This window comes from Azovibrio restrictus DSM 23866 (assembly GCF_000429665.1).
In the GTDB taxonomy this organism is placed as follows: domain Bacteria; phylum Pseudomonadota; class Gammaproteobacteria; order Burkholderiales; family Rhodocyclaceae; genus Azovibrio; species Azovibrio restrictus.
Window position 1 is genome coordinate 24,063 of record NZ_AUCH01000013.1, and the last position, 23,361, is coordinate 47,423.

General features: G+C 65.2%; 25 protein-coding genes and 1 tRNA gene. 6 read left to right on the forward strand and 20 right to left on the reverse strand.

What is annotated here, in order from left to right:
- Window positions 1-27: 27 nt before the first annotated feature.
- Both G474_RS0111300 and G474_RS20530 read left to right on the forward strand, forming a co-directional pair.
- A tRNA-Asp gene (locus G474_RS0111300) sits at window positions 28-104 on the forward strand.
- 167 nt (window positions 105-271) lie between these two features.
- Window positions 272-1,909, forward strand: coding sequence for a LysM peptidoglycan-binding domain-containing protein (locus G474_RS20530; RefSeq protein ID WP_051282231.1), 1,638 nt, complete (start codon window positions 272-274; stop codon window positions 1,907-1,909).
- On the opposite strand, the gene G474_RS0111315 is transcribed toward G474_RS20530, so the two are convergent.
- From G474_RS0111315 to G474_RS0111325, 3 genes are read right to left on the reverse strand one after another with little or no spacing between them, the layout of a single operon-like run.
- Window positions 1,880-3,910 (reverse strand): ABC transporter ATP-binding protein, encoded by a 2,031-nt coding sequence (locus G474_RS0111315; protein ID WP_051282232.1) that lies wholly within the window; start codon window positions 3,908-3,910, stop codon window positions 1,880-1,882. The genes G474_RS20530 and G474_RS0111315 overlap by 30 nt on opposite strands.
- Window positions 3,885-5,288: an ABC transporter permease gene (locus tag G474_RS0111320; RefSeq protein WP_026687069.1), complete on the reverse strand. Its 1,404-nt coding sequence runs from the start codon at window positions 5,286-5,288 to the stop codon at window positions 3,885-3,887. The genes G474_RS0111315 and G474_RS0111320 overlap by 26 nt, the downstream gene beginning before the upstream one ends.
- Window positions 5,288-6,265 (reverse strand): ABC transporter permease, encoded by a 978-nt coding sequence (locus G474_RS0111325; RefSeq protein ID WP_026687070.1) that lies wholly within the window; start codon window positions 6,263-6,265, stop codon window positions 5,288-5,290. The genes G474_RS0111320 and G474_RS0111325 overlap by 1 nt, the downstream gene beginning before the upstream one ends.
- 98 nt (window positions 6,266-6,363) lie before the next feature.
- Between G474_RS0111325 and serB the strand changes: the two genes are divergently transcribed.
- A complete protein-coding gene (gene serB / locus G474_RS0111330) occupies window positions 6,364-7,209 on the forward strand; it encodes a phosphoserine phosphatase SerB (protein WP_043464156.1) in 846 nt (281 codons plus the stop codon).
- 83 nt (window positions 7,210-7,292) lie between these two features.
- A complete protein-coding gene (locus G474_RS0111335) occupies window positions 7,293-7,886 on the forward strand; it encodes a phasin family protein (protein ID WP_026687072.1) in 594 nt (197 codons plus the stop codon).
- Between the two features lie 254 nt (window positions 7,887-8,140).
- On the opposite strand, the gene iscX is transcribed toward G474_RS0111335, so the two are convergent.
- The 11 genes from iscX to G474_RS0111390 all read right to left on the reverse strand — a co-directional run bounded on the left by iscX (window position 8,141) and on the right by G474_RS0111390 (window position 16,557).
- A complete protein-coding gene (gene iscX, locus G474_RS0111340; RefSeq protein WP_026687073.1) occupies window positions 8,141-8,335 on the reverse strand; it encodes a Fe-S cluster assembly protein IscX in 195 nt (64 codons plus the stop codon).
- Between the two features lie 11 nt (window positions 8,336-8,346).
- Window positions 8,347-8,688, reverse strand: a complete 342-nt coding sequence (fdx, locus tag G474_RS0111345; protein WP_026687074.1) for an ISC system 2Fe-2S type ferredoxin — start codon at window positions 8,686-8,688, stop codon at window positions 8,347-8,349.
- Window positions 8,685-10,574 (reverse strand): Fe-S protein assembly chaperone HscA, encoded by a 1,890-nt coding sequence (gene hscA, locus G474_RS0111350; RefSeq protein WP_026687075.1) that lies wholly within the window; start codon window positions 10,572-10,574, stop codon window positions 8,685-8,687. Before hscA ends, fdx begins: the two co-directional genes overlap by 4 nt.
- Window position 10,575: 1 nt before the next feature.
- Window positions 10,576-11,118, reverse strand: coding sequence for a Fe-S protein assembly co-chaperone HscB (gene hscB, locus G474_RS0111355; RefSeq protein WP_026687076.1), 543 nt, complete (start codon window positions 11,116-11,118; stop codon window positions 10,576-10,578).
- Between the two features lie 131 nt (window positions 11,119-11,249).
- Window positions 11,250-11,573 (reverse strand): iron-sulfur cluster assembly protein IscA, encoded by a 324-nt coding sequence (iscA, locus tag G474_RS0111360; protein WP_026687077.1) that lies wholly within the window; start codon window positions 11,571-11,573, stop codon window positions 11,250-11,252.
- Between the two features lie 8 nt (window positions 11,574-11,581).
- On the reverse strand, window positions 11,582-11,965 hold the full coding sequence (gene iscU / locus G474_RS0111365; RefSeq protein WP_026687078.1) for a Fe-S cluster assembly scaffold IscU: 384 nt from the start codon (window positions 11,963-11,965) through the stop codon (window positions 11,582-11,584).
- Window positions 11,966-11,987: 22 nt separating this feature from the next.
- Window positions 11,988-13,199 carry an IscS subfamily cysteine desulfurase gene (locus tag G474_RS0111370; RefSeq protein ID WP_026687079.1) on the reverse strand — a complete coding sequence of 404 codons (1,212 nt, stop codon included), beginning with the start codon at window positions 13,197-13,199 and terminating at the stop codon, window positions 11,988-11,990.
- A gap of 28 nt (window positions 13,200-13,227) precedes the next feature.
- Window positions 13,228-14,388 carry a cysteine desulfurase family protein gene (locus tag G474_RS0111375; RefSeq protein WP_026687080.1) on the reverse strand — a complete coding sequence of 387 codons (1,161 nt, stop codon included), beginning with the start codon at window positions 14,386-14,388 and terminating at the stop codon, window positions 13,228-13,230.
- 28 nt (window positions 14,389-14,416) lie between these two features.
- Entirely contained in the window at window positions 14,417-14,917 is a 501-nt protein-coding gene (gene iscR / locus G474_RS0111380) for a Fe-S cluster assembly transcriptional regulator IscR (protein WP_026687081.1), read from the reverse strand.
- 56 nt (window positions 14,918-14,973) lie between these two features.
- Window positions 14,974-15,723 carry a serine O-acetyltransferase gene (gene cysE, locus G474_RS0111385; RefSeq protein WP_026687082.1) on the reverse strand — a complete coding sequence of 250 codons (750 nt, stop codon included), beginning with the start codon at window positions 15,721-15,723 and terminating at the stop codon, window positions 14,974-14,976.
- A gap of 84 nt (window positions 15,724-15,807) precedes the next feature.
- Entirely contained in the window at window positions 15,808-16,557 is a 750-nt protein-coding gene (locus G474_RS0111390) for an RNA methyltransferase (protein WP_026687083.1), read from the reverse strand.
- 77 nt (window positions 16,558-16,634) lie between these two features.
- Here G474_RS0111390 and G474_RS0111395 point away from each other — a divergent pair, with 77 nt between their 5' ends.
- Window positions 16,635-17,444, forward strand: coding sequence for an inositol monophosphatase family protein (locus G474_RS0111395; protein WP_026687084.1), 810 nt, complete (start codon window positions 16,635-16,637; stop codon window positions 17,442-17,444).
- A gap of 3 nt (window positions 17,445-17,447) precedes the next feature.
- Here G474_RS0111395 and G474_RS0111400 read toward each other — a convergent pair whose 3' ends face one another.
- Window positions 17,448-17,651, reverse strand: a complete 204-nt coding sequence (locus G474_RS0111400; protein ID WP_026687085.1) for a hypothetical protein — start codon at window positions 17,649-17,651, stop codon at window positions 17,448-17,450.
- Window positions 17,652-17,734: 83 nt separating this feature from the next.
- Here G474_RS0111400 and G474_RS20535 point away from each other — a divergent pair, with 83 nt between their 5' ends.
- Window positions 17,735-19,129, forward strand: a complete 1,395-nt coding sequence (locus G474_RS20535) for an exonuclease domain-containing protein (RefSeq protein ID WP_043464159.1) — start codon at window positions 17,735-17,737, stop codon at window positions 19,127-19,129.
- On the opposite strand, the gene G474_RS0111410 is transcribed toward G474_RS20535, so the two are convergent.
- The 5 genes from G474_RS0111410 to G474_RS20540 form a co-directional block, all read right to left on the reverse strand.
- A complete protein-coding gene (locus tag G474_RS0111410) occupies window positions 19,086-19,466 on the reverse strand; it encodes a SirB2 family protein (RefSeq protein WP_026687086.1) in 381 nt (126 codons plus the stop codon). The genes G474_RS20535 and G474_RS0111410 overlap by 44 nt on opposite strands.
- A 10-nt stretch (window positions 19,467-19,476) precedes the next feature.
- Complete coding sequence (locus tag G474_RS0111415; protein ID WP_026687087.1) at window positions 19,477-20,661, reverse strand: NnrS family protein; 1,185 nt, start codon at window positions 20,659-20,661, stop codon at window positions 19,477-19,479.
- Window positions 20,662-20,769: 108 nt separating this feature from the next.
- A complete protein-coding gene (locus G474_RS0111420) occupies window positions 20,770-21,510 on the reverse strand; it encodes an oxygen-binding di-iron domain-containing protein (protein ID WP_026687088.1) in 741 nt (246 codons plus the stop codon).
- A 6-nt stretch (window positions 21,511-21,516) separates the two neighbouring features.
- Window positions 21,517-22,149: a chemotaxis protein gene (locus tag G474_RS0111425; protein WP_245589352.1), complete on the reverse strand. Its 633-nt coding sequence runs from the start codon at window positions 22,147-22,149 to the stop codon at window positions 21,517-21,519.
- Complete coding sequence (locus G474_RS20540) at window positions 22,146-23,327, reverse strand: NAD(P)H-dependent flavin oxidoreductase (protein WP_043464162.1); 1,182 nt, start codon at window positions 23,325-23,327, stop codon at window positions 22,146-22,148. Before G474_RS20540 ends, G474_RS0111425 begins: the two co-directional genes overlap by 4 nt.
- Window positions 23,328-23,361 lie beyond the last annotated feature (34 nt).

The window sequence follows — 23,361 nt, forward strand, 5'->3', positions numbered from 1 at the left end:
GCGCTGATTCGTCAGTGTTCCATGCGCGGAGTGGTAGTTCAGTCGGTTAGAATACCGGCCTGTCACGCCGGGGGTCGCGGGTTCGAGTCCCGTCCACTCCGCCAAAAATATTCAGGAAAAGCCGACCCCAGGGTCGGCTTTTTCATTTTTGCGTCCGCCCCATGAAACAAATATGAATCTGCGGATTCTGGGGCGACAGCCGGCAGTCTATAATCCCTCCATTCAGCAGGGTGTCCCCGGGGCACCCTGGCACCAACCGAAAGGACTCCTGATGAAGACGCCGCCGCGTAGCCGCCTTCCTTCCCTGCGCCCCGCCTGCCTTCCAGCCCTTCTCCTCTGTCTAGCCTCCCTGCTCACCAGCCCCACCGCATCCGCCGACGAACCCTTCCAGCCCCTGGAACGGGAAGAAATCCAGCAGCAGCCCCAGACCTTCCAGCCCCTGGACCTGACGGCCCCCACCCAGGATCTCTGGGTGCGCCTGCGCAATGGCTTCACCATGCCCAACCTCAACGACGATCTGGTCCTGCGGCATCAGCAGTATTACCAATCCCGGCCCGAGTACCTGCGCCGCATGGTGGAACGCAGCCGGCCCTATCTGCACCACATCGTCGATGAACTGGAAAAGCGCGGCATGCCCACGGAGCTGGCCCTGCTGCCCATGGTGGAGAGCGCCTACAACCCCATGGCCTATTCCCCCGCCCATGCCTCGGGACTATGGCAGTTCATCCCCTCCACGGGCCGGAATTTCCGGCTGGAGCAGAACTGGTGGCAGGACCAGCGCCGGGACATCGTTGCTTCCACCAGCGCCGCCCTGGATTATCTGCAGTACATCTATGAGATGCACGGGGACTGGCACCTGGCCCTGGCTTCCTACAATTGGGGTGAAGGCGCCGTGGGCCGGGCCATCGCCAAGAACGAGGCCCGGGGCCTGCCCACCGACTATGCCAATCTCACCATGCCCAACGAGACCCGGCACTATGTCCCCAAGCTGCAGGCCCTGAAGAACATCTTCAGCAACCCCCGCCTGGTGGCTGAACTGCAACTGCCCCAGGTCCCCAACCAGCCCTATTTCCGTACCGTGGTCACGGAAGCCCCCATCGACATCACCCTGGCCGCACAGTTTGCCGGCCTCAGCACCGAGGCGTTCGTAGCCCTCAATCCGGCCCACAACCGGCCCGTGATCCAGGCGGACAGCACCCTGGTGATTCCCGCCGACCGGGTGGAAAGCTTCAAGGCCGGCCTGGCCGCCCACGATGAGCCCCTGAGCAACTGGAAGACCTATGCCCTGCAGCCCGGGGAAAAGCTGGAACAGGTGGCCCCCCGCTTCGGCATCACCCTGGCGGACCTGAAACGGGTGAACGGCCTCCACGGCCGCATCAAGGCCACCCCGGGCCAGACCCTGCTGGTGCCCAGCCAGGCGACGGAAGGGGAACTGGATACCCAGGCCTTCCTGGCTCCCGAGCCGCCCCAGGCCAAGGTGCAGGTACAGGTCCGCACCCAGCCCCGTTACCACACGGTCCGGCGGGGTGACACCCTGCAGGCCATCGCCCGCAAATACGACGTGGACCTGGCCGACCTGAGGCAGTACAACAAGCTCAAGGGTAACGCCCTCCGGGTCGGCAGCCGCCTTACCGTCAGCCCGGGCAGCACCACGGTGGCCCGCCAGGAACAGACCGCCCCGTCCCGCCAGCAGGCAGAACACCAAGACCGGCACAAAGTGGCCAGCGCTGCTGGTGGCAAATCCAAGAGCAGTCCCAAGGTTACCCGCCACAAGGTCAAAAAGGGCGACACCCTGTTCTCCATCGCCAAGCGCTACAACGTGGAGCTCGATGATCTGCGGCGCTGGAACCGGCTGGCCGGAAACAACCTCAAGGTGGGCTCAACCCTCACCATCCAGCTGGACAGCTGAAGCAGCGGGCAGGTGGCAGGCCACCTGCCGCCCATCCGCCAGGGGCAGCAAGTCGGGGTAGCGCTCCCGGCACAGAGCCACGGCCCGGGGACAGCGGGGATGAAAATGACAGCCGGCCGGCGGCGCCGCCGGGGAAGGCGTCTCCCCGGCCAGGGCGATGGGCCGGCCCCGCCCGTCCAGGCGCGGCACCGCTGAGAGCAGCACCTCCGTGTAAGGATGGGCCGGCGCCGCCAGGACTCGGGCAGTACTGCCCCGCTCCACCACCCGCCCCAGATACATGACGGCCACCTCGTGAGCCAGGTATTCCACCACGGCAAAATTGTGGGTGATGAACAGGTAGGCCATCTGCAGGCGCTCCTGGAGATCCTTCAAGAGGTTGAGGATCTGGGCCTGGACTGACACATCCAGAGCCGAAGTGGGCTCATCGCAGATCAACACCTGGGGCGACACGGCCAGGGCCCGGGCGATGGCGATGCGCTGGCGCTGCCCCCCCGAGAATTCATGGGGATACCGGTCCAGGCTGTCGCCCTGAAGTCCCACCTGTTCCAGGAGGGCCGCACTGGCAGCTCGGCCTGCCGCCGCATCCGTCACCACCCCCAGGGCCTGCATCCCTTCCAGCAGGATGTCCCCCACGGTCATGCGCGGATTGAGGGAGGCAAAGGGATCCTGGAACACCATCTGCATGCGTCGCCGCCAGCTCCGGTCCTTGCCCCCCTGCCCAGCCAGGGCCTGCCCCTGCCAGCGCACACTGCCTGCCGTGAGCGGCAGCAACTGCATCAGGGCCTTGCCCACGGTGGTCTTGCCGCAACCCGACTCCCCGACCAGGGCCAGGGTACGGCCCGGGGCCAGTTCCAGGCTGACGCCATCCACCGCCCGCACCTGCCCCCTGACCCGCTGCAGGATGCCTTTGCGAATGGGGAAATGCACCTGCAGTCCGCTGACTTCCAGCAGGGCCGGCCCGAAAGTCGGACTGCCCGCCCCGGGACCGGCCGCGGCGGCGAGAAAGCTGCCGCTCCCGGGGAAATGGCAGCGCACCTGATTTTCGGGATTCCCGGCCAGCGGGGTCAGGAGGGGCGCCTGCTCCCGGCACAGGGACTGGACCCGGTCGCAGCGCTCGGCAAAGCGGCAGGCCTTGGGCATGGCCGCGAAAGCCGGCACCTGGCCCGCCAGGGCCTGGAGCCGGGCGCCCCGGGGCACCGCCTCGGGGAGAGCAGCAAACAGGGCCCGGCTGTAGGGATGCCGGGCTTCCTGGAAGAAGGCATCCCGGCTCGCCAGCTCTACCAGCTGACCGGCATACATGACCCCGACCCGATGGGCCATGCGGGCCACCACGCCCAGATCGTGGGTGATCAGCAGCAGGGCCATGCCGCGCCGGGCCTGGAGCTCCTGCAGCAGGTCGAGGATCTGGGACTGCACGGTCACATCCAGGGCCGTGCTGGGTTCATCGGCGATCAGCAGGCTGGGCTCCCCGGCCAGGGCCATGGCGATCATCACCCGCTGCTTCATGCCGCCGGAGAGCTGGAACGGATACTCGTCCAGGCGCCGGGCCGGATCAGCAATCCCCACCTGCTGCAGCAGCGCTTCGGCCCGTTCCCGCACCGCCCGGCCCTGGAGCCCCAGGTGCCGCACCAGCACTTCGCCGATCTGCTGCCCCACGGTGAGCACGGGGTTGAGGCTGGTGGCCGGCTCCTGAAAGATCATCCCCATGCCCCGGCCCCGCAGCTCGCGCATGGCGGCTTCCGGCAGGTTCAGCAGCTCGCGCCCCTGGAAGCGGACCTGGCCGGCAGTGACGCGGATGGCTGGGGGCAACAGCCGCATCAGGGCCTGGGCCGTGAGGGACTTGCCGCAGCCGGATTCGCCCACCAGGGCCAGGGTCTCCCCGGCCCTCAGGGAAAAGTCCAGGCCGGCAACCGCCGGCGTGTGCGCCCGGCCCCGGCGAATGGCCAGGGACAGGCCCTGCACCGTCAGCAAGGCATCATTCGTATCGGGGATCGAAGGCATCGCGCACCGCGTCGGCAAAGAGGTTGGCCGCCAGGACCAGGGCGAACATGAAGATGAAGGCAGCCGCCAGGGACCACCACACCACCGGCTCCCGCCCCAGTTCCATGCGGGCATTGTTGATCATGGTGCCGAAACTGGTCATGGTGGGGTCCACGCCGATGCCCACGTAGGAGAGCACCGCCTCGGTCAGGACCAGGCTGGAGAAATCCATCACCAGGGCGATCACCACGATGTGCATCAGGTTGGGCAGGATGTGGCGGGCGATGATGCGGGGTGGGGCAATACCGAAGGCCCGGGCCGCCTGGATGTATTCCAGCTCCCTGAGCTTCAGGGTTTCCCCCCGCAGCAGCCGGGCCAGACCGGTCCAGCTGGTCATGCCGAGGATGGCGCACAGGGCCAGGAGCCGCAGGTCGGCCCGTTCCGCCGCCGTGGCGAACCACTGGGGATGGGTGTCGATGAGCATCTGCATCATCAGCACTGCCGCCGCGATCAGGAGCACGCCGGGAATGGAATTGAGCACCGTGTAGACATACTGGATCAGGTCATCCACCCAGCCCCGGAAATAGCCGGCCACAATGCCCAGCACCACCGCCAGGGGCAGCATCACCAGGGTGGTGACGAGCCCGATCACCAGGGCCGTGCGGATGCTCTTCAACACCTGGTAGAGCACGTCCTGACCCACCTTGTCGGTGCCGAACACGTGGTAATCCCCGGCCAGAAAGAAGATGGGCAGCGCCACCAGCAACAGCCCCCCCAGGGCAGGCAGCACACCACGCCAGGCCAGGGCCGTCTCGCCCTGCCAGATGGCCCGCCAGGCCTCACGGTGGGAGCAGCCCTGACGCCAGGCCAGGTGCGCCACCAAGCCACCGGCCAGGGCCAGCCAGATGAGGAAGGCCAGAACCAGGCCGGCAAAGCCCCGCTGCAGCACATCCCGATCACGCCCGGCCTCGTCTTCGCCCAGGTGCGCCCCCCCATGTTTGAGGCGGGGATATTCCCGCACCACCCCGGCCGGGGTATCCCGGCTCTCCTTGGCATACAGGCGGGTGGCCAGGGGGGCGGAATAGGTCTTCTCGTTGCGCTCCCGGAGCCCGCTCAAGAGACCGTCCAGCAGCGACAACACTTCCACCCCGTACATGGCCTGGGTCTGGCCCGGCGCCGGGGGCAGGCGCAGACGGTAATGCAGGGAATCCAGGAGCCCCACCAGCAGAAAGGCCGACAGCAGGGTGGCCGCCCCCATGGCAACGGCGCCACGCCCCAGCCGCCTCCAGGCCTGACGGAGATGGGCCGCCCGGGCCGACAGGAAGCCCAGCCCCAGGGCGCCGGCCAGCAGCAGCCAGAGAAGCAGGTCGGACCAGAGGAGTACGGGCTGGATGGGCATCATTCGAAGCGGATGCGGGGATCCACCAGGGTGTAGGAAATGTCGGTGAGGATCAGCCCGGCGATGTAGAGCACCGAACCGATGAACACCATGGAGCGGACCACGGCGAAATCCTGGGCGTTGATGGCGTCTATGGTGTAGCTGCCGAGGCCGGGAATGCCGAAGAAGGACTCGGTGAGCAACGAGCCCATGAACAGCAGGGGAATGACCACCACCACCCCGGTGAGGATGGGGATCATGGCGTTCTTGAGGATGTGCCGGAAGAACACCAGGGTTTCCGGCAAGCCCTTGGCCCGGGCCGTGCGCACATAATCCTTGCCCACCTCCTCCAGGAAGATGGTGCGGTACCAGCGGGTGGAGGAACCGATGCCGCCGACTACCCCGATCAACACCGGCAGCACCAGGAAGCGCCAGGCGTCGAGCCCCTCGCCAAAACCGGAAATGGGCACCAGCTGCCAGACCTTGGCCACCAGGTACTGACCGCCGATGATGTAGAACAGGCTGGAGATGGACATCAGCCCGACACAGGCCACCACCCCCCAGAAATCCAGGGCCGTGGCCCGGAAAAAAGCCAGGATAAGCGCCAGGCTGATGGTGACGAACAGGCCCAGCACGAAGGTGGGCAGGGCAATGGCCAGGGAAGGCCCCATGCGGGAGGTAATCTCCCGGGCGATGTCGCGGCCATCCTCGGCCTGGCCAAAATCCCCCACGAACATGCGCGCCGACTTGTCGAAGAAGATGGTATCGCTGAGCTGCTGCAGCCCCCCGGCGGCCGGATTCCAGAACAGGGGACGGTCGTAACCCCGCTCCGCCTTCCACTTCTGGATGGCCTCCGGCGTCACATGCTTGACCCCCAGCTGCAGACGCGCCATGTCGTCGGGAGTATTGACCACGAAGAACAGGGCGAAGGTGAGCAGATTCACCCCGATCAGGATGGGCAGGGCATAGAGAAGGCGGCGCAGGATATAGGCAAGCATCGGTGGCGTTTATAAACCATCCGGAAGCCGAGGGACAGACCCCGAGGCGTTAAAATGTCGCCTGGAGAAAAACACGCCCATCGGAAGGGCCCCACGCCATGACCACCCAACTCATCCTCCAGGGCAACGCCCTGCCCACCTTCCTGCTGGAAAAACTGCTGGCCGCCACCGGGGCCGCCGCTGTCGAGCCCCGCCCCCCCCAGGTCACCTGCCTGCCCGGGGCCCGGCGCACCCCGGCTTTCGATGCCCTGATCCCCCTGATCGAAGCGGAACGCCTGGACTGGGCCTTCATGCCCACGGGCCGGCGCCTGCAGGACTACGGCCTGATCGCCTTCGACATGGACTCCACCCTGATCACCATCGAGTGTATCGATGAGCTGGCCGACTTCGCCGGCAAGAAGCAGGAGGTCTCCCAGGTCACCGAGGCCGCCATGCGCGGCGAGATCGACTACCGGGAAAGCCTGCGCCGCCGCCTGGCCCTGCTGGCCGGCCTGGACGCCCGGGTGCTGGCGCGGGTGTATGCCGAACGGCTGCTGCTCTCCCCCGGCGCCCGGGAACTGCTGGCGGCCGCCCAGGAGGCCGGGCTCAGGACGGCCATCCTCTCCGGCGGCTTCACCTATTTCACCGAACGGCTGCGCATCGAACTGGGCTTTGACTTCGCCACCTCCAACGAACTGGAAATCTCCGGCGGCAAGCTGACCGGCCGGGTAGTAGGCGACATCGTCGATGCCGCCGCCAAGGCCCGGCACCTGGCCCGGCTCAGAAACGAACTGGGCCTGGAACAGGAACAGGTGATCGCAGTGGGAGACGGCGCCAACGACCTGCTGATGATGGCCGAAGCCGGACTCTCCGTGGCCTACCGGGCCAAACCGGCCACCCGGGCCAGGGCCAGCGTCGCCCTCAATTTTGCGGGCCTGGACGGGCTGTTGAATTTGCTGCAATAGACAACTGTGGTTGACACGTATTCTTCATGCAGATTTGTTATCATTGAATCGCAGACACGCCCAACATCGAGAGAGGAGTCTTCATGAACACGACCAAATCCGAACAGATCGCAGCAGCCCAGAAAGCCAACGCCGAGGCCATGCTGGCCCTGATGCGCAGCACCTTGGATAACATCGAGAAGCTGGCCAACCTCAATCTCAGCGCCATGCGTGAGAGCCTGCAGGCAGGCGCCGAAAATGCCGCCACCCTGCTGGAAGCCAAGGATCCCAAGCAGGCCCTGGCCGTCCAGTCCGGCATGGCCGAGCCTGGCCTGGAACGCACCCGCGCTTACTATCACAACCTGTATGAGCTGGTGCTGACCATGCAGAAGGACATCACCAACGTGATGGAATCCCATTACAAGTCCCTCTCCGAGAACGCCGAGTCCGCCATCGAAGAGACCAAGAGCAAGATGCCGGCCGGCGGCGATGTCTTCGCCACCGCCATGAAGTCCATGCTCCAGGCCAGCTCCCAGGCCTTTGACCGGATGAACTTCATGGCCCAGCAGATGGCCCAGATCACCGACAGCAACATCAAGGCCTTCTCCAATATCGGCGCCACCAGCGCTGCCGCCCCCAAGGCCAGCAGCGGCAGTGCCACCCGCAAGGCAGCTGCCAAGGCCCAGCCCCAAGGCTGAGCCGGTTTCCTGCCCGCAAAAAAGGCGACCTTCCGGGTCGCCTTTTTCATGCCCTGAATTTACCTGCCTGGGGCCCTATCGGGCCAGGGCCTGGTGCTTCAACCCCAAACCCTCACCACAGAGGCACCGAGACACGGAGGAAGGCGGGAGTTCAAGACTTTATCCATATTCCTTGCCCCCTGGAAACTGTTGCAACTGGGCCACAAGAGCGCTCTTCCTCAGTGTTCTCTGTGGTTCAGATGCGGTTTTAAGGTTCAATCCATTTCCTCGATCCAGGCCTGCTGGATGGCTTCGAGGATCTTTTCACCACAATGCTTGGGGTCATCGCTGAATTCGGGCAGGGCCAGGACCCAGTTGCGCAGATCCACGAAATTGATCCGCCGGGGATCCTGTTCCGGATGGACTTCGGACAATTCGATGGCGATGTCGTGAATATCGGTCCATTTCATGATCGTGCTCCTCAGTGTTTGCCTTCCCGGGCCATGTTGATGCTGTAGCGGGGAATCTCCACCACCAGCGGCGTGTCCCTGACGATGGCCTGGCAGGACAGGCGGGAGCGGGGCTCCAGGCCCCAGGCCTTGTCGAGCAGGTCCTCTTCCTCTTCTTCGGCCGGGGCCAGGGAGTTGAACCCTTCACGTACCACCACATGGCAGGTGGTGCAGGCACAGGACATTTCACAAGAATGCTCGATGTCAATGCCATTGGCAAGCAAGGCCTCGCAGATGGACTGGCCCTGCTCGGCTTCGATCACGGCCCCGTCGGGGCAGACTTCCACATGGGGCAACACGATGATCTGGGTCATGACTGGCTCCCCTCCTCCGCTGTATTCAAATCATCCACCTTGCGCCCGGCCAGGGCCCGCTTGACGCTCTGGTCCATGCGCCGATGGGCGAACTCCTGGGTTTCATAGCCCAAGTCATCCATCGCCAAGTTGATGTGCCGCCGGTTATCTCCCAGCATCAGGGTCTGGAGCTTGGCAATGCTGGCCTCGATGCGGGCAATTTCCTCGGCGCTCAACAGGTGGGCATCCTCCTTCAGGGCCGCCTGGGTGGCTTCAATCAGGCGCTGGGCCTCCACCTGGGCCTCCTTCAGGGCCCGGCGCTGGGCGTCGTCCTTGGCGTGGGACATGGAGTCCTTGAGCATGGCGGCAATTTCGTCATCCGAGAGGCCGTAGGAGGGCTTCACCGTGATGCTGGATTCCACCCCCGTGGTCTGCTCCCGGGCCGAGACGGCCAGGAGGCCGTCCGCGTCCACCTGGAAGGTGACCCGGATGCGCGCCGCCCCGGCCACCATGGGGGGAATGCCGCGCAGTTCGAAGCGGGCCAGGCTGCGGCAGTCGGACACCAGTTCCCGCTCCCCCTGGACCACGTGGATGGCCATGGCGGTCTGGCCGTCCTTGAAGGTGGTGAAATCCTGGGCCCGGGCCGCGGGAATGGTGGAGTTGCGCGGGATCACCTTCTCCACCAGGCCGCCCATGGTTTCCAGCCCCAGGGAGAGGGGAATCACGTCGAGCAGCAGCCAGTCGTCACCGCCGGTCTTGTTGCCCACCAGCAGGTTGGCCTGGGTGGCGGCGCCCAGGGCAACCACCTTGTCCGGGTCCAGGTTGTTCAGGGGCTCCTGGCCGAAGAACTCCGCCACGGCCCGTTGCACCTGGGGCACCCGGGTGGAGCCGCCCACCATCACCACGCCCTTCACCTCCTCGGGCCGCAGGCCAGCGTCGCGCAGGGCCTTGCGCACGGCCTGCAGGGTCTTGGTCACCAGGTTCCGGGTGATTTCGGCGAAGGTGGCCACATCCAGGGTGAGATCAATGGTGGGGCCACTGGAGAGCTTCACGGTGATCGGGGCTTCCGCGTGGCTGGTGAGGAATTCCTTGGCCTCCCGGGCCCGGGTCATGATCAGCCGGGCATCCTCGTGGGACAGGGGCGGCAGCTTGGCCTGCTCCAGGACCCAGCAGAAGATGCGCTGGTCGAAGTCATCGCCGCCCAGGGCCGAGTCGCCGCCGGTGGCCAGCACCTCGAACACGCCCTTGGAGAGCTTGAGGATGGAGATGTCGAAGGTGCCGCCGCCCAGGTCATAGACGGCATAGATGCCCTCGGCGGCATTGTCCAGCCCGTAGGCGATGGCCGCGGCCGTGGGTTCGTTCAGGAGCCGCAGCACGTTGATCCCGGCCAGCCGGGCGGCATCCTTGGTGGCCTGGCGCTGGGCGTCGTCAAAGTAGGCGGGCACGGTGATCACCGCGCCCACCAGCTCACCGCCCAGGTGGGCTTCGGCCCTGGCCTTGGCGACCTTGAGGATTTCGGCGGATACCTCCACCGGGCTCTTCACCCCGGCACAGGTCTTCACCCGCACCATGCCCGGCTCGTCTACGAAGTCGTAGGGCAGGGATTCCACGTGGGCGATATCCTTTCTGCCCCGGCCCATGAAACGTTTCACGGACACCACGGTGTTCTTCGGGTCCCGGGCCTGCCAGGACTGGGCCCCATAGCCCACTTCCACCTGCCCGTCAGGCAGGTAGCGCACGATGGAAGGCAAGAGGGGGCGACCCTGTTCGTCGTTCAACACCACGGCCATGCCGCTCCTGACGGTGGCCACCAGGGAATTGGTGGTGCCCAGGTCTATGCCTACCGCCAGCTTGTGCTGGTGGGGGGCGGCGGATTCGCCGGGTTCGGCGATATGAAAGAGAGCCATGTCAGTTATCCATCTCCCCGTCTTCCAGGGAAGCCAGGGCGTCATCAATTTCCAGCAACAGTTTTTCCAGGAACATCAGCCGGCGCACCTGCTCGGTGGCAGCCTCCGGGTCCCGCTTATCATCCAGCAGGGCGGCCAATTCTTCGTAGCGCCCCTGCAGGTCCTGGCGCAGACGGTGGTGCAGATGCTCCAGCTCGTGGTGATCACCGCCACTCCGGGCTTCCATCACCGCCTCCCGCCACTCCATCTGCTCCATGAGGAACTCGGGCGCCATGGCGGTGTTGCTCTCGGCCTGCAGGTCGTGCCCCGCCAGATGCAGCAGGTACTTGGCCCGCTCCAGGGGCTTTTTCAGGGTCAGATAGCCCTCATTGGCCCGGGTGGCCCACTGCATGGAAAGCCGGCGCACCCCCTCCCCCGCATGGGCATAGCGGTCCGGATGCACCTGGGCCTGGATTTCCCGGTAGCGGGCATCCAGTTCCCCCAGATCGATCCGGAACGCCCGGGGCAGCTGGAACAGGGAAAAGAAATCGGTGGTCAGGTCCACGGGGTCACCTCTGATCAGACGGGTGCCCCTGGAGCAGGAACATCCGCCAAGGCGCAGCCGGAACTAGGCGGGAGCGCGCAGACAGTGCTGTAGCACGGCAAGCGCGAGCAACGACGTTCCGGCAAGCGGGTTTAGACGTTAAAGCTTTCGCCGCAGCCGCATTGATCTTTTATGTTGGGATTGTTGAACTTGAACCCCTCGTTCAACCCTTCCCGGGTGTAGTCCAGCTCGGTGCCGTCGATGTAGGGCAGGCTGCGGGCATCCACGAACACCTTGATGCCGTGGCTCTCGTATACCTCGTCCTCGCCATCCACCTCATCGACAAACTCCAGCTTGTAGGCCATGCCGGAACAGCCGCTGGTACGCACGCCCAGGCGCAAGCCGACACCCTTGCCGCGCTTCTGCAGGAAGTTGGAAACGTGCTGGGCTGCCTTTTCGGTCAAGGTCACTGCCATGATTCACCTCACTCGGAATGCTTTTTCTTGTAGTCGGCCACGGCTGCCTTGATGGCGTCCTCGGCCAGGATGGAACAGTGGATTTTAACCGGCGGCAGGGCCAGTTCTTCGGCGATCTGGGTATTCTTGATTTCCAGGGCCTGTTCCACGGTCTTGCCCTTGACCCACTCGGTCACCAGGCTGGAGGAGGCGATGGCGGAACCGCAGCCGTAGGTCTTGAACTTGGCGTCTTCGATCACCCCGTCCTGGCCCACCTTGATCTGCAGTTTCATCACGTCGCCGCAGGCCGGTGCCCCCACCATGCCGGTGCCGACGCCCTCTTCGTCCTTGTCGAAGCCCCCCACGTTGCGGGGGTTTTCGTAGTGGTCGATCACTTTCACGCTGTAGCTCATCTCGTTCTCCTTGAATTCTGGTTTAGTGGGCGGCCCACTGGACGGTGCTCAGGTCTATCCCTTCCTGGACCATTTCCCACAGGGGGGACATCTCCCGCAGCTTGCCTATCTTCTGGTGCAGCAGCTTCACGGCATAGTCGATCTCTGCCTCGGTATTGAAGCGGCCGATGGTGAAGCGGATGGAGCTGTGGGCCAGCTCGTCATCCCGCCCCAGGGCGCGCAGCACGTAGGAAGGCTCCAGGCTGGCGGAGGTGCAGGCAGAACCGGAGGACACGGCTAGGTCCTTGATGGCCATGAGCAGGGACTCACCTTCCACATAGGCAAAGCTGATGTTGAGATTGTGGGGCACCCGCTGCTCCAGGTCGCCGTTCACATAGACGCAGTCGATATCCGACAGCCCCTTCAGGAGCCGGTCGCGCAGCTTGCCGATGCGGGCGTTCTCCTCGGCCATTTCTTCCCGGGCGATGCGGAAGGCTTCGCCCATGCCGACGATCTGGTGGGTGGCCAGGGTGCCGGAGCGGAAGCCCCGCTCATGGCCGCCGCCGTGCATCTGGGCTTCCAGGCGTACCCGGGGCTTGCGGCGCACGTAAAGGGCGCCGATGCCCTTGGGGCCGTAGGTCTTGTGGGCAGAAAAGCTCATCAGGTCCACCTTGAGCTTGTCCAGATCGATGGCGACCTTGCCGGTGGCCTGGGCTGCATCCACGTGGAAGAGAACGCCTTTCTCACGACAGATCTCGCCGATCTCGGCGATGGGCTGGACAACACCGATCTCGTTATTCACGAACATCACCGAAACCAGGCAGGTGTCGGGACGCAGGGCCGCCTTGAATACCTCCAGATCGATCAGGCCGTTTTCCTGCACGTCCAGATAGGTGACCTGAAAACCCTGGCGCTCCATTTCCCGCATGGTGTCGAGGACCGCCTTGTGCTCGGTCTTCACCGTGATCAGGTGCTTGCCCTTGGTGGCGCCATAGAAATTGGCAGCCCCCTTGATGGCCAGGTTGTTGGATTCGGTGGCGCCGGAAGTCCAGACGATTTCCTTGGCATCGGCGTTCACCAGGGCCGCCACCTGTTCCCGGGCCTCTTCCACGGCGGCTTCCGCCTCCCAGCCGAAGCTGTGGGAACGGGAAGCGGGGTTACCGAATTTCTCGGTCAGGTAGGGGATCATCTTCTCCGCCACGCGGGGATCCACCGGGGTGGTGGCCGAATAATCCAGGTAGATGGGCAATTTCATGCTGTCGCTCCGTTAGTGCAGACGGTCTTTATCGACTCAGTGCCGTCAGGTTCTTGAGGCTGGACACCGTGGTTTCCAAAGCCCCGAGGAATTGATCAATATTCTCTTCCGAAGTTTCCGCCCCCAGGCTGACGCGCACGGCGCCCCGGGACAACTGCTCCGGCACCCCCATGGCTTGCAGCACATGGGAAGGCTCCGGGTTGGCGCTGGAACAGGCCGCACCGCTAGCCACGGCAAAACCGGCCCGGTCCAGCTTGCCCACCAGGGTTTCCCCATCCAGGTCGGCAAAGGCGAAATAACTGGTGTTGGGCAGGCGCATGCCATCGGCGGCAAAAATCCGCGCCCCCAGGCGCTGCAAGCCCGCCTCCAGACGGGTGCGCAGGGCAAAGAGCCGGACCGACAGCCCTTCCAGCCGGGCCAGCGCCAGTTCGCAGGCCACCCCGAAACCGACGATGGCCGCCACATTCTCGGTACCGGAGCGCAAACCCCGCTCCTGGCCACCACCGGCAATCAGGGGCGTCAGCTCTACCCGCTTGTCCAGGATCAGGGCCCCGGCCCCCTTGGGGCCATGAATCTTGTGGGCCGAAACTGTCAGGGCATGAACCCCGGCCTGGTTCAGCAGGCGGAAATCCACGGCCATCTTGCCCAGGGCCTGGACCGCATCGGTATGAAACCAGCCCCGTCCGGCCCGGACCTGCTCGGCCATGGCCGCCACATTCTGGATCAGGCCGGTTTCATTATTGGCCAGCATCACGGACCAGAGCCTGGCCCCGGCCGACAGGGCCTTGACCAGGCCGGCAGGCTCCAGCCTGCCGTTGCCATCCACCGGCAGTTCCAGGAGCTGCCAGCCCTGGCGCTCCAGTTGCCGTGCCGTATTGCGCACACAGGGATGCTCGATGGCGCTCACGGCCAGGACCCCGGGGTGCCGGAAACCAGCAGCAGCCCCCTTGAGGAACAGGTTATTGGCTTCGCTGCCGCCGCTGGTGAAGATCACTTCAGTGGGATGGCAGCCCACGGCCGCCGCTACCTGCTGCCGGGCCATATCCACCGCCCGCCGCGCCGCCCGGCCATACTCATGGCGGCTGGAAGGATTGCCGTACTGCCCCTGCAGGAAAGGCAGCATGGCCTCCAGTACCGGAGCCGCCATGGGCGTGGTGGCGTTGTGATCCAGGTAGACCGGGGCAAACATGGTATTCGTGCCTGTCGCTGTCTGTGGCTCAGGCTGTCAGGGACAGCCGCTCCTTGGCGACCGCCCGGGCGGAACGGCGCGGCGGCTCCCGGTGATCCTCGAGAACCACCAGCCCCCCCTGCTTGGCGAGCTGCTGTTCCACCAGATCCCCCAGGGAAACGGAAGCCAGGTACTCGTACATCTTGCGGTTCAGGGTGGTCCACAGCTCGTGGGTCATGCAGCGGTGCTCCTCGTGGCAGTTCTCGCTGCCGCCGCACTGGGTTGCGTCGAGCCGCTCATCCACGGCACGGATGATGTCGGCCACGGTCACCTGGTCCATGGGCCGGGCCAGGCGATAACCGCCCCCCGGACCCCGCACGCTCTCCACCAGCTTGTGGCGCCGCAGCTTGCCGAACAACTGCTCCAGATAGGAAAGGGAAATGGCCTGGCGCTCGCTGATACCGGCCAGGGCAACCGGCGATTCCTTTTCCCGCAGCGCCAGATCCATCATGGCGGTGACAGCGAAACGTCCTTTTGTGGTCAAGCGCATGGGGCTCTCCTTGAATACCTAAGTGTTACGGTCAACTATATCGGCACCACCCGACATTAGTCAACTATTTTACTCAGGTATTGCGGATCGAAATGGTCCCGCTTTTCGCCCACGTCCTCCACCTGCACCCCGGCCGCCTGGAGATGCTCCAGCAACAGGGCCAGACGCCGGTCGGTTTCCGCCGCATGATCCAGCAATCCATGGATGGCCCGGGCCAGGGGATCATCCTGATCCTGGCCCACCGCATAGGCGGAAAAGCCCAGCCGGGCCGCCTGAGCTTCCCGTTCCCGCTGCTCCGCATCAAGGATGCGGGCCGGAATGCCCACGGCCGTGGCCCCGGCAGGCACATCCCGGGTCACAACCGCATTGGAACCCACCTTGGCCCCCTCACCCACCGTGATCGGCCCCAGCACCTTGGCGCCAGCCCCCACCACCACCCGATCTCCCAGGGTGGGGTGGCGCTTGCCCTTGTTCCAGGAAGTCCCCCCCAGGGTGACGCCATGGTAGAGGGTCACGTCGTCACCGATCACCGCCGTCTCGCCGATCACCACCCCCATCCCGTGGTCGATGAAGAAACGCCGGCCTATGGTAGCCCCCGGATGAATCTCTATCCCGGTGAACCAGCGGGAAAAATGGGCCGTGAACCGGGCCAGCCAGCGCAGCTGGCGGCCCCACAGCCAGTGGGCCAGACGGTGCAGGATCAGGGCATGAATGCCCGGATAGCAGGTCAGCACCTCCCAGAACGAGCGCGCCGCGGGATCCCGGTCAAATACCGAACGTATGTCTTCGCGCAGGTGCTGCAGCATGAACGTGGTCACTCCTGGTTTCTGGGGGCTGGAATTGTAAAATACCCGACTAATTCAATCAAGAATAATGCCGCCAGTACGCACTTACCGACGCCAGTCTTCCACGGCACTGAGGATGCCCCTCAGGATGCTGACCTCGTCCTTTTCCAGGCGCGCCCGGCCAAAGAGGCGGCGCAACTTGGGCAGCAGCCGCCGGGGTTGGGCTGGATCGAGAAAACCCGAAGCCACCATGACCCGCTCCAGGTGTTCGTAGAAACCCTCCTGCTCCCCGTGGGTGGCGGGCTGGGAAGAAAATGGCGTGGTCCGCCCGGGAGCAGGCGGCAAGCCCTGGAAGGCCGCCGTGCGCAACTCGTAGGCCAGCACCTGCACGGCAGCCGCCAGATTGAGGGAGCTGTAATCGGGATTGGCCGCGATCATCACCGCCCCACGGCAACGCTGCACCTCATCATTGGACAGCCCCGAAGTTTCGTTGCCGAACACCAGGGCCACCTCACCGGCGGACTGCAGCGCCTGGGCGTAGAGATCCTGGGCCCCGGCCCGGGCCAGCATGGGCGGCGGCCCCAGGTCCCGGGCCCGGGCCGACACGGCAAGACTGTAGGAACAACCGGCCAGGGCCTCGTCCAGGGTATCCACCACCCGGGCCTGCTCAAGAATATCCGTCGCCCCGGAAGCCAGGGTCACCGCTTCGGGATCGGGAAAAAACCGGGGCGCCACCAGCACCAGCCGCGTCAGCCCCATGGTTTTCATGGCCCGGGCGGCCGAGCCGATATTGCCCGGATGACTGGTACGGGAAAGTACGATGCTGATACGGGCAAGCGCGTCGGTCGGGTTCATATTAAAATGGCGGTTTCGTTGAAAACAACATGGGCAGCGAGCCATCCAAGGCGCCGCTGCCCCAAGGTTCTTTAAGCATGCATCCAGCCCTGAATATCGCCATCAAGGCGGCGCGTCGCGCCAGCCAGATCATCAACCGCGCCTCCCTGGACCTGGGATTGATCAAGGTCCACAGCAAGCAGCCCAATGATTTCGTCACGGAAGTGGACAGGGCTGCCGAGGCCGCCATCATCGAGGTTCTCAAGGATGCCTACCCCAGCTACGGGATTCTAGCAGAGGAGTCGGGCCAGACCCCCGCCCAGGGCCGGGAAAGCGAGTACCAGTGGATCATCGATCCCCTGGACGGCACCACCAACTTCATCCACGGTTTTCCCCAGTACGCCATCTCCATCGCCCTGGCCAAGGGCGACCAGGTGGAACAGGCCGTGGTCTACGACCCCAACCGCAATGAACTGTTCACCGCCAGCAAGGGCGGCGGGGCCTTCCTCAACGAGCGGCGCATCCGGGTCTCCAAGCGCCTCAAGCTGCAGGAAGCCCTGATCGGCACGGGCTTCCCCTACCGGGTGTTCGACCACGTGGATGCCTATCTGGCCATCTTCAAGGAACTCACCCAAAAAACCGCCGGCCTGCGCCGCCCCGGAGCCGCCTCCCTGGACCTGGCCTATGTGGCCGCTGGCCGCCTGGATGGCTTCTGGGAGTTCGGCCTCTCCCCCTGGGACCTGGCCGCCGGCAGCCTGCTGATCACCGAAGCGGGCGGCTTGGTGAGCGACCTGTCCGGGGAAACCGACTACCTCAACACCGGCAACGTGGTGGCCGGGACGCCCAAGGTCTTCATTCCCCTGCTGCAGACCGTCCAGGCCCACCGCAGCACCACCCTCAAGGCCTGAGCCTCAGTGCCGGACAACCGCCTGGACATGGAGTTCAGGCGGAATCGCCTCCACCAGGCCGGAGATTTCGGCAAAGCAGCCATCCAGGGGGCACTGCCGCCCCGGCGGACACTCATGCTCGTGGGCGCATTCACACTGGGTCTGGTCCGTAATCACCATCTCACCCACCGCCGCGCAGGGCGCGAAATGTACGTCAAAGCCGCTCATGATCTGCTCCTTTCACTCCAGCAAGTACCTGATTTCACTATAGCCCGGCCCCTGCCTTTCCGCCCCGACTTTTACCCATCGTCATGCAGATACCCTCCCGACTGGCCTTCGTAGACCTGGAAACCACCGGCGCCAACCCGGTCACCGACCGGATCACCGAAATCGGGCTGGTCCTGCAGGACGAGGATGGCCAGGTCCAGGAGTGGAGCAGCCTGGTCAACCCGGGCGTGGCCATCTCCCCCTTCATCGAGGAACTGACCGGCATCAGCAATGCCATGGTGGCCTCAGCCCCCGCCTTTGCCCAGGTCATGCAGGAGGTGCTGCGGCGGCTGGAAGGACGGCTGTTCATCGCCCACAACGCCCGTTTCGATTATGGTTTTCTGAAGGCGGAATTCGACCGGGCCGGACTGCGCTTCCGGGCCCCCACCCTGTGCACCGTGAAGCTGTCCCGCAAGCTGTTTCCCGAACATCACAAGCACAACCTGGATGCCCTCATGGCCCGGCACGGCCTGGAAGCGGAGTCCCGGCACCGGGCCCTGAGCGATGCCCGGCTGATCCACCAGTTCTGGCAGCACATCCAGCGCCAGCCGGGGCCCGAGGCGGTCCTGGCCGCCGTGGGCAACCAGCTCAGCCAGCCCCGCCTGCCGCCGCAGCTGGACCCCCACGCCACCGAGGACCTGCCCGACACCCCGGGGGTATACAGCTTTTTCGACACCACCGGGCAAGCCCTCCTGGTCGGCCGGGCCAAAGATCTGAGAAAACGCATCCTGAGCCATTTCGCCAGCCCCAAGGATGTGCGGCTGAACCAGGAAATCCAGCGGCTGGAATGGCAGGAATGCGATGGCGAGCTGGGGGCCCAGCTCCTCGAAGCGGCCCTGATCAAGCGCCTGCAGCCTACCCACAACCGGCATCTGAAACCCCAGCCGGAGCTATGCACCTGGCAGCTGGACGACCGCGGCGAAGGCTGGCTGCAACCCCGGCTGGAACTGGCCCAGGACCTGGATTTCAGCCTCCAGGCCCCCTGCTACGGACTGTACCGGAACCGCCGCGAAGCCCTGGAAGCCCTGCGCGCCCTGGCCACCGAACTACGCCTGTGCGACACCCTGCTCGGACTGGGGAGCATCCCCCTGGGTCAGGCCTGCGCCGGCCTGGCCGGCAAACGCTGCAAGGGCGCCTGCGTCGGCAAGGAAGCACCGGCCCAGCACAGCATGCGCCTGATGACCGGGCTCACCCGCCTGAAACTGCAGCCCTGGCCTTTCGCCGGCCCCGCCCTGTTGCAGGAAGGCCGCAGCGCCCATGTGGTGGATGCCTGGCGCTACCTGGGCAGCATCCGCAACGAATCGGAGATTCCCCCGCTGCTGGAAACCCGCCGCCCCCTCTTCGACAAGGACATCTACCGCATCCTGGTCCGCCACACGGGGCGCTTCCAGCCCCTCAGGCAAGCCAGGGCATGGGCTGCCGGGTCAGGGCCACGCTGACGATATAGGCCAGGGTCAGCAGGGCCAGAAAGAAACACAGCAGTTGCCCCCCCAGGGTCGTGGCCCGCTTCAGGGCCAGACTGCCCAGAACGATGTAGGCCAGGAGTGCGAGCACCTTGGCCGTGAGCCAGGGCAACACGAACGGATACTGGCCGCTGATCCAGGCCAGGGCCAGGGCGGACCCGAGCAGCAGGGTATCCACCAGATGCGGCGCCCGCCGCACCCAGGGGCGGGCCAGGGCCTCCGGCCGCCGGAATTTCCAGTAGCCGCGCAGGACAAAACCCAGTCCGCTCAGCACCACGCAGCTCACATGCAGATGTTTCAGCAACAGGTACAAGGCGGCCTCCTCAACCGGGCTGACCGTCGGGCCTGGCCCGGTAGTACATGGGACCATGAATGGCCGCCCAGAGCAGGAAGGCCGTAGAAGCCACCAGCACGGCCAGGAAGTTCACCAGCCCCCCCAGGGGCAGGAATTCCCCCAGCAGGCGCAACACCACGGCCCCCTGCAGCACCAGGAAGCAGCGCCAGCCCCAGGCATCCTCGGCAATGGGGCGGCCGGAATGCCCGCGGGTGACCCGGGTTCCCATCCCCATCAGGACGGACAGGAAGAATCCCAGTCCCAGGGCATGCAGGGGCGCCAAACCGCCCCAGGACATGCCGCCCAACTGCAGCAGGGACTGCATGGCCTGCAGGCCCAGGGCGAGACAGGCCCAGGCCCAGCCCCAGTGCAACATGGCCAGCATGGGCACCCCCAGGCTGCGACGGAAACCCCAGCGCACCAGGCAGACGCAGGCCACCAGGAAGGCCGGCAGATCGGCGGCAGCCGTATTCCAGCCCGCCAATTGCAGCAGGCCGTGCCCCAGCAGACAGGCCAGCATCAGGTACAGCAGGGCCAGGGGACGCCAGGCCTGGGTCCCTGGCAGGGTGGAGGCCACAAAGAAAGGCAGCATCCGGTGCAGGACGATGAAGAACAGGGGCAGCAGGAAGCACCACACCCCCAGCACCACCGCCGCCGCCTGCAGGCGGACATCCAGTCCCTGCACGGCCAGACCGTGCAGCACCAGACCGATGGCCCCGGCCACCAGAGTCACGAGCACCAGGAGCGCGTGTTCCCGCCCTCCCTCGCCCCTCAGGGTCACCCGCAGCAGGACGCCGGCCGCCAGCAGTAGCCCCAGGGCCGACAGGAGGGTTCCCGGCAGGATCAGGCGCGGCCACAGTAAACCCAGATCCCAGACCAGGGCTCCCAGGGCCAACAGCAGGAAGGGCGGCAGGTATTCCGCCTGTACCAGGGGACCGTGATTCATCCACTTGGGCAGGGCCGTGGTCAGGAAGCCCAAAATGAACCAGGTGAAGAGGCCGTACAGCATCATGCCCCCATGCAGCCAGGTGGCAGGCAGGGACCAGGGCAGGCTGGCGCCGCCCAGACGCACTGCCAGCTCCAGGCACCAGAACCCCAGGGCCAGCAGCACCTGGATCAGGCCGCCAGCGAAAAATACCCGATGGGGAGCGGAAAAGAAGACGTGGGACCACATGACAACAACTCCGAGGACACGGGCAGGCATTGTCCTCAAGCCCGGAAGCCGGGGTCATTGATAGCCATCAAAAAACGGGCCCGGCCCCCGGGGCCAGGCCGGCCATCCTCAGCCAGCGGCAATCCCCACCCGGAGGCCGTCGAACCAGTTGATGAAGCGCTCCACGTCCGCCCCCTGATAGATGGCCCCGTGCTGGGGGCAGAGCATGTCGATGGAGAGGCGGGAGACCCGCTCGCACCAGGCCCGCTTGGCTTCGTTGGAACCCATCCAGCGGCGATGGAAGGCCTCCGCGTGCCGGATATGGGCATCGAAGTTTTCCACGAACAGCGGGTCCGACTTGGGCGGCAGCAGGGCCGCGCCCACGTCGCCGGAGAAGAAGACCCGGGCCTTGGCATCGTAAAGATGGAAGTTGCCGGAGGAGTGCAGATAATGGGCCGGCACCGCCTGCAGGGTCAGCCCGTTGAGATTGATCTCCATGCCCTCGTCGGGGATGGCCACGAAGGTTTCGGCACTGCCGCCGAAATGGGGAATGAAGGAAGCCCACAGCCAGCTCACGTAGCAGGGCAGGCGGGGGTTGAATTCCAGCCACAGGGCCAGGGAAGAGATGATGTCCGGGTCCTGGTGGGAGGCGAACAGCCCGGCCAGGGCGCCCGGATCGAACTCCGCCGACAGGGCGGAAAAAACGGCCGGAAACACCTCGGCACCGCCCGGATCCATAAGCAGGCCCGCCCCGTTATGCACCACCAGGTACTCGTTGGTATCGATCAGGCACTCGGGCCTGGCCGGGTCCCGCACGATGGCGACCCATTTGTGCTCGCCATCCTGGTAGAAACAGTGGGTTGCCTTCATCGATGCCTACCTCCGGGCAAAAAACTCGGACTTGTTCAGATTACCCAGGGACCGGCGGATTTCCTCCACCACCCCGTCAAATTCGCCGGACACCTGGCCCAGGGAAGCGGAAAACCCCTGGCCATAGGCAGCCTCGATCTTGGCCGACTTGGCCAGGACGCCCCCCAGCTCCACCAGCTGCGCCACGTTGTCCAGCACCTGGCGCAACTGGCGGCGCTGGGTCGCCAGGCTGAGCTGGTGCCGCTCCATCTTCTCCAGGCGCAGGCGCAAAGCCTCCCGGACCCGGGCATGGCCGCCGCTCTGGGCTTCGGCCTGCTGCAGGAGACGCAGGGTGCGCTGGTCCTGGAGCAGCACCGAAACCTCGGTCACCGCCTTGTGGATCACGCCGCTCAGCCCCCCCATGGCCGTCTTCAGGTCCTGGGAAAAAACCCGCAGTTCGTTGGAGAGCACCCCGAACCCCAGGGCCGTGGTCCCCGCCCGCTTGGCCAGAAAAATGGCATTCAAGGCCATGATGTTGATCTTGAATGCCACGGCAACGATGGACTTGATTTCCTCGTTGATGCTGACGATGCGGGCCAGGTCCCGTCCCGCCGAGGGAACGGGCATGGCCGGGTCCGCGGAGCGCTGGAGTGCTGTCATGCGAGCAAGGGTTTTTCCCCGGTCAGGAGGTAGTGGATCAGCTCATGGACCGGACGGATGGCCGAGCCGAAGGGCAGGCTGCTCTTGCCCCGGAAGAACAGCCCCTTCTGCACGTCGCCACGCACGGCAGCCGCCAGCTGGTGATCGATGCAGAACTGGCCATGCTTGGGATTGGCGTCCCGGAGACCGCAGGACACCAGGCAGTCCCAGGCCAGGGTGCACTGGTGGTCCTTGGTTTCCGCCGCCTTCATCAGGTGCTCTTCCCGGGCCAAGTATTTCTCCAGCCAGGGGGTGCGCACGGCCCGGGCCGGCAGACCGGCACAGCTCATGAATTCCACCACGTCCTCGCGCTTGGCACCGGCGAGGATCTTCTTGAATTCGATGTGGGCATCCCCCTCCTCCGCCACCGCGAAGGCCGTGCCCAGTTGCACGGCGGAGGCCCCGAGCTTGAACATCTCCACCACCTTCTCGTGGCTGTTGATGCCGCCGGCGGGAATCAGGGGAATGTTCTCGGATTCGATGCCCAGCTCCTTGAAGGCCTCCAGGACACCGGGCAGCACCACTTCGAAGTCGAAGCGCTCATGCTGCAGCTCTTCCTTCTTGGCCGCTCCCAGGTGGCCGCCGGCATAGGCCGGATGTTCGATCACGATGGCGTCGGGGAGCTTGCCCTTGCGCATCCATTTCTTCAGGGTCAGGACCACACCGCGCACATCGGAAAGGATGGGGAACAGGGCCACATGGGGAAAGTCGGCGGTCAGTTCGGGCAGGTCCAGGGGCAGACCGGCCCCCATCACGATGGCGTCGGCCCCGGATTCGCAGGACTGGCGCACATACTCCTGATACTGGGACACGGCGCGCATCACGTTGACCGCGATCAGGCCCCGGCCCTGGGCGATTTCCTGGGCTCCCCGGATTTCCCGGTCCAGGGCGATGCAGTTGGCCTTCCAGATGGCTTCCTTGTTGGCATCCCGGTCCTTGATCCGGGAGGTCATTTCCATCAGGTCCGGATGGTGCCGGCGCAGGTCCACGCTGGCCACGGTGCCCACGGCATTCTCGGCCGCCACCGCCCCCACCAGCTTGCGGGCCGAAATGCCGACCCCCATACCCCCCTGCACGATGGGCAGCAGAGCCTTGTTCTTGACTTTAAGAAGGGGGAAGGGGGAAGGCGAAGCTGACATCGAATTAAAACCAGATTAAAAAGGCGAGCAAGGG

Bases quoted from the DNA above. Each gene is read 5' to 3' on its own strand.
- G474_RS0111375 (WP_026687080.1), bottom strand. From the start codon at position 14,388: ATGTTTGCCCCGGTCTACCTGGATCACAACGCCACCACGCCCATGGCG.
- iscA (WP_026687077.1), bottom strand. From the start codon at position 11,573: ATGGCAGTGACCTTGACCGAAAAGGCAGCCCAGCACGTTTCCAACTTC.
- G474_RS0111390 (WP_026687083.1), bottom strand. From the start codon at position 16,557: ATGAACCCGACCGACGCGCTTGCCCGTATCAGCATCGTACTTTCCCGT.
- G474_RS20535 (WP_043464159.1), top strand. From the start codon at position 17,735: ATGCAGATACCCTCCCGACTGGCCTTCGTAGACCTGGAAACCACCGGC.
- G474_RS0111315 (WP_051282232.1), bottom strand. From the start codon at position 3,910: ATGCCTTCGATCCCCGATACGAATGATGCCTTGCTGACGGTGCAGGGC.
- cysE (WP_026687082.1), bottom strand. From the start codon at position 15,723: ATGCTGCAGCACCTGCGCGAAGACATACGTTCGGTATTTGACCGGGAT.
- G474_RS0111425 (WP_245589352.1), bottom strand. From the start codon at position 22,149: ATGACAGCACTCCAGCGCTCCGCGGACCCGGCCATGCCCGTTCCCTCG.
- G474_RS0111415 (WP_026687087.1), bottom strand. From the start codon at position 20,661: ATGTGGTCCCACGTCTTCTTTTCCGCTCCCCATCGGGTATTTTTCGCT.
- G474_RS0111400 (WP_026687085.1), bottom strand. From the start codon at position 17,651: ATGAGCGGCTTTGACGTACATTTCGCGCCCTGCGCGGCGGTGGGTGAG.
- G474_RS0111320 (WP_026687069.1), bottom strand. From the start codon at position 5,288: ATGCCCATCCAGCCCGTACTCCTCTGGTCCGACCTGCTTCTCTGGCTG.
- G474_RS0111325 (WP_026687070.1), bottom strand. From the start codon at position 6,265: ATGCTTGCCTATATCCTGCGCCGCCTTCTCTATGCCCTGCCCATCCTG.
- iscU (WP_026687078.1), bottom strand. From the start codon at position 11,965: ATGAGCTACAGCGTGAAAGTGATCGACCACTACGAAAACCCCCGCAAC.
- iscX (WP_026687073.1), bottom strand. From the start codon at position 8,335: ATGAAATGGACCGATATTCACGACATCGCCATCGAATTGTCCGAAGTC.
- serB (WP_043464156.1), top strand. From the start codon at position 6,364: ATGACCACCCAACTCATCCTCCAGGGCAACGCCCTGCCCACCTTCCTG.
- G474_RS0111370 (WP_026687079.1), bottom strand. From the start codon at position 13,199: ATGAAATTGCCCATCTACCTGGATTATTCGGCCACCACCCCGGTGGAT.
- G474_RS20540 (WP_043464162.1), bottom strand. From the start codon at position 23,327: ATGTCAGCTTCGCCTTCCCCCTTCCCCCTTCTTAAAGTCAAGAACAAG.
- G474_RS0111395 (WP_026687084.1), top strand. From the start codon at position 16,635: ATGCATCCAGCCCTGAATATCGCCATCAAGGCGGCGCGTCGCGCCAGC.
- fdx (WP_026687074.1), bottom strand. From the start codon at position 8,688: ATGACCCAGATCATCGTGTTGCCCCATGTGGAAGTCTGCCCCGACGGG.
- hscA (WP_026687075.1), bottom strand. From the start codon at position 10,574: ATGGCTCTCTTTCATATCGCCGAACCCGGCGAATCCGCCGCCCCCCAC.
- G474_RS0111335 (WP_026687072.1), top strand. From the start codon at position 7,293: ATGAACACGACCAAATCCGAACAGATCGCAGCAGCCCAGAAAGCCAAC.
- iscR (WP_026687081.1), bottom strand. From the start codon at position 14,917: ATGCGCTTGACCACAAAAGGACGTTTCGCTGTCACCGCCATGATGGAT.
- G474_RS20530 (WP_051282231.1), top strand. From the start codon at position 272: ATGAAGACGCCGCCGCGTAGCCGCCTTCCTTCCCTGCGCCCCGCCTGC.
- G474_RS0111420 (WP_026687088.1), bottom strand. From the start codon at position 21,510: ATGAAGGCAACCCACTGTTTCTACCAGGATGGCGAGCACAAATGGGTC.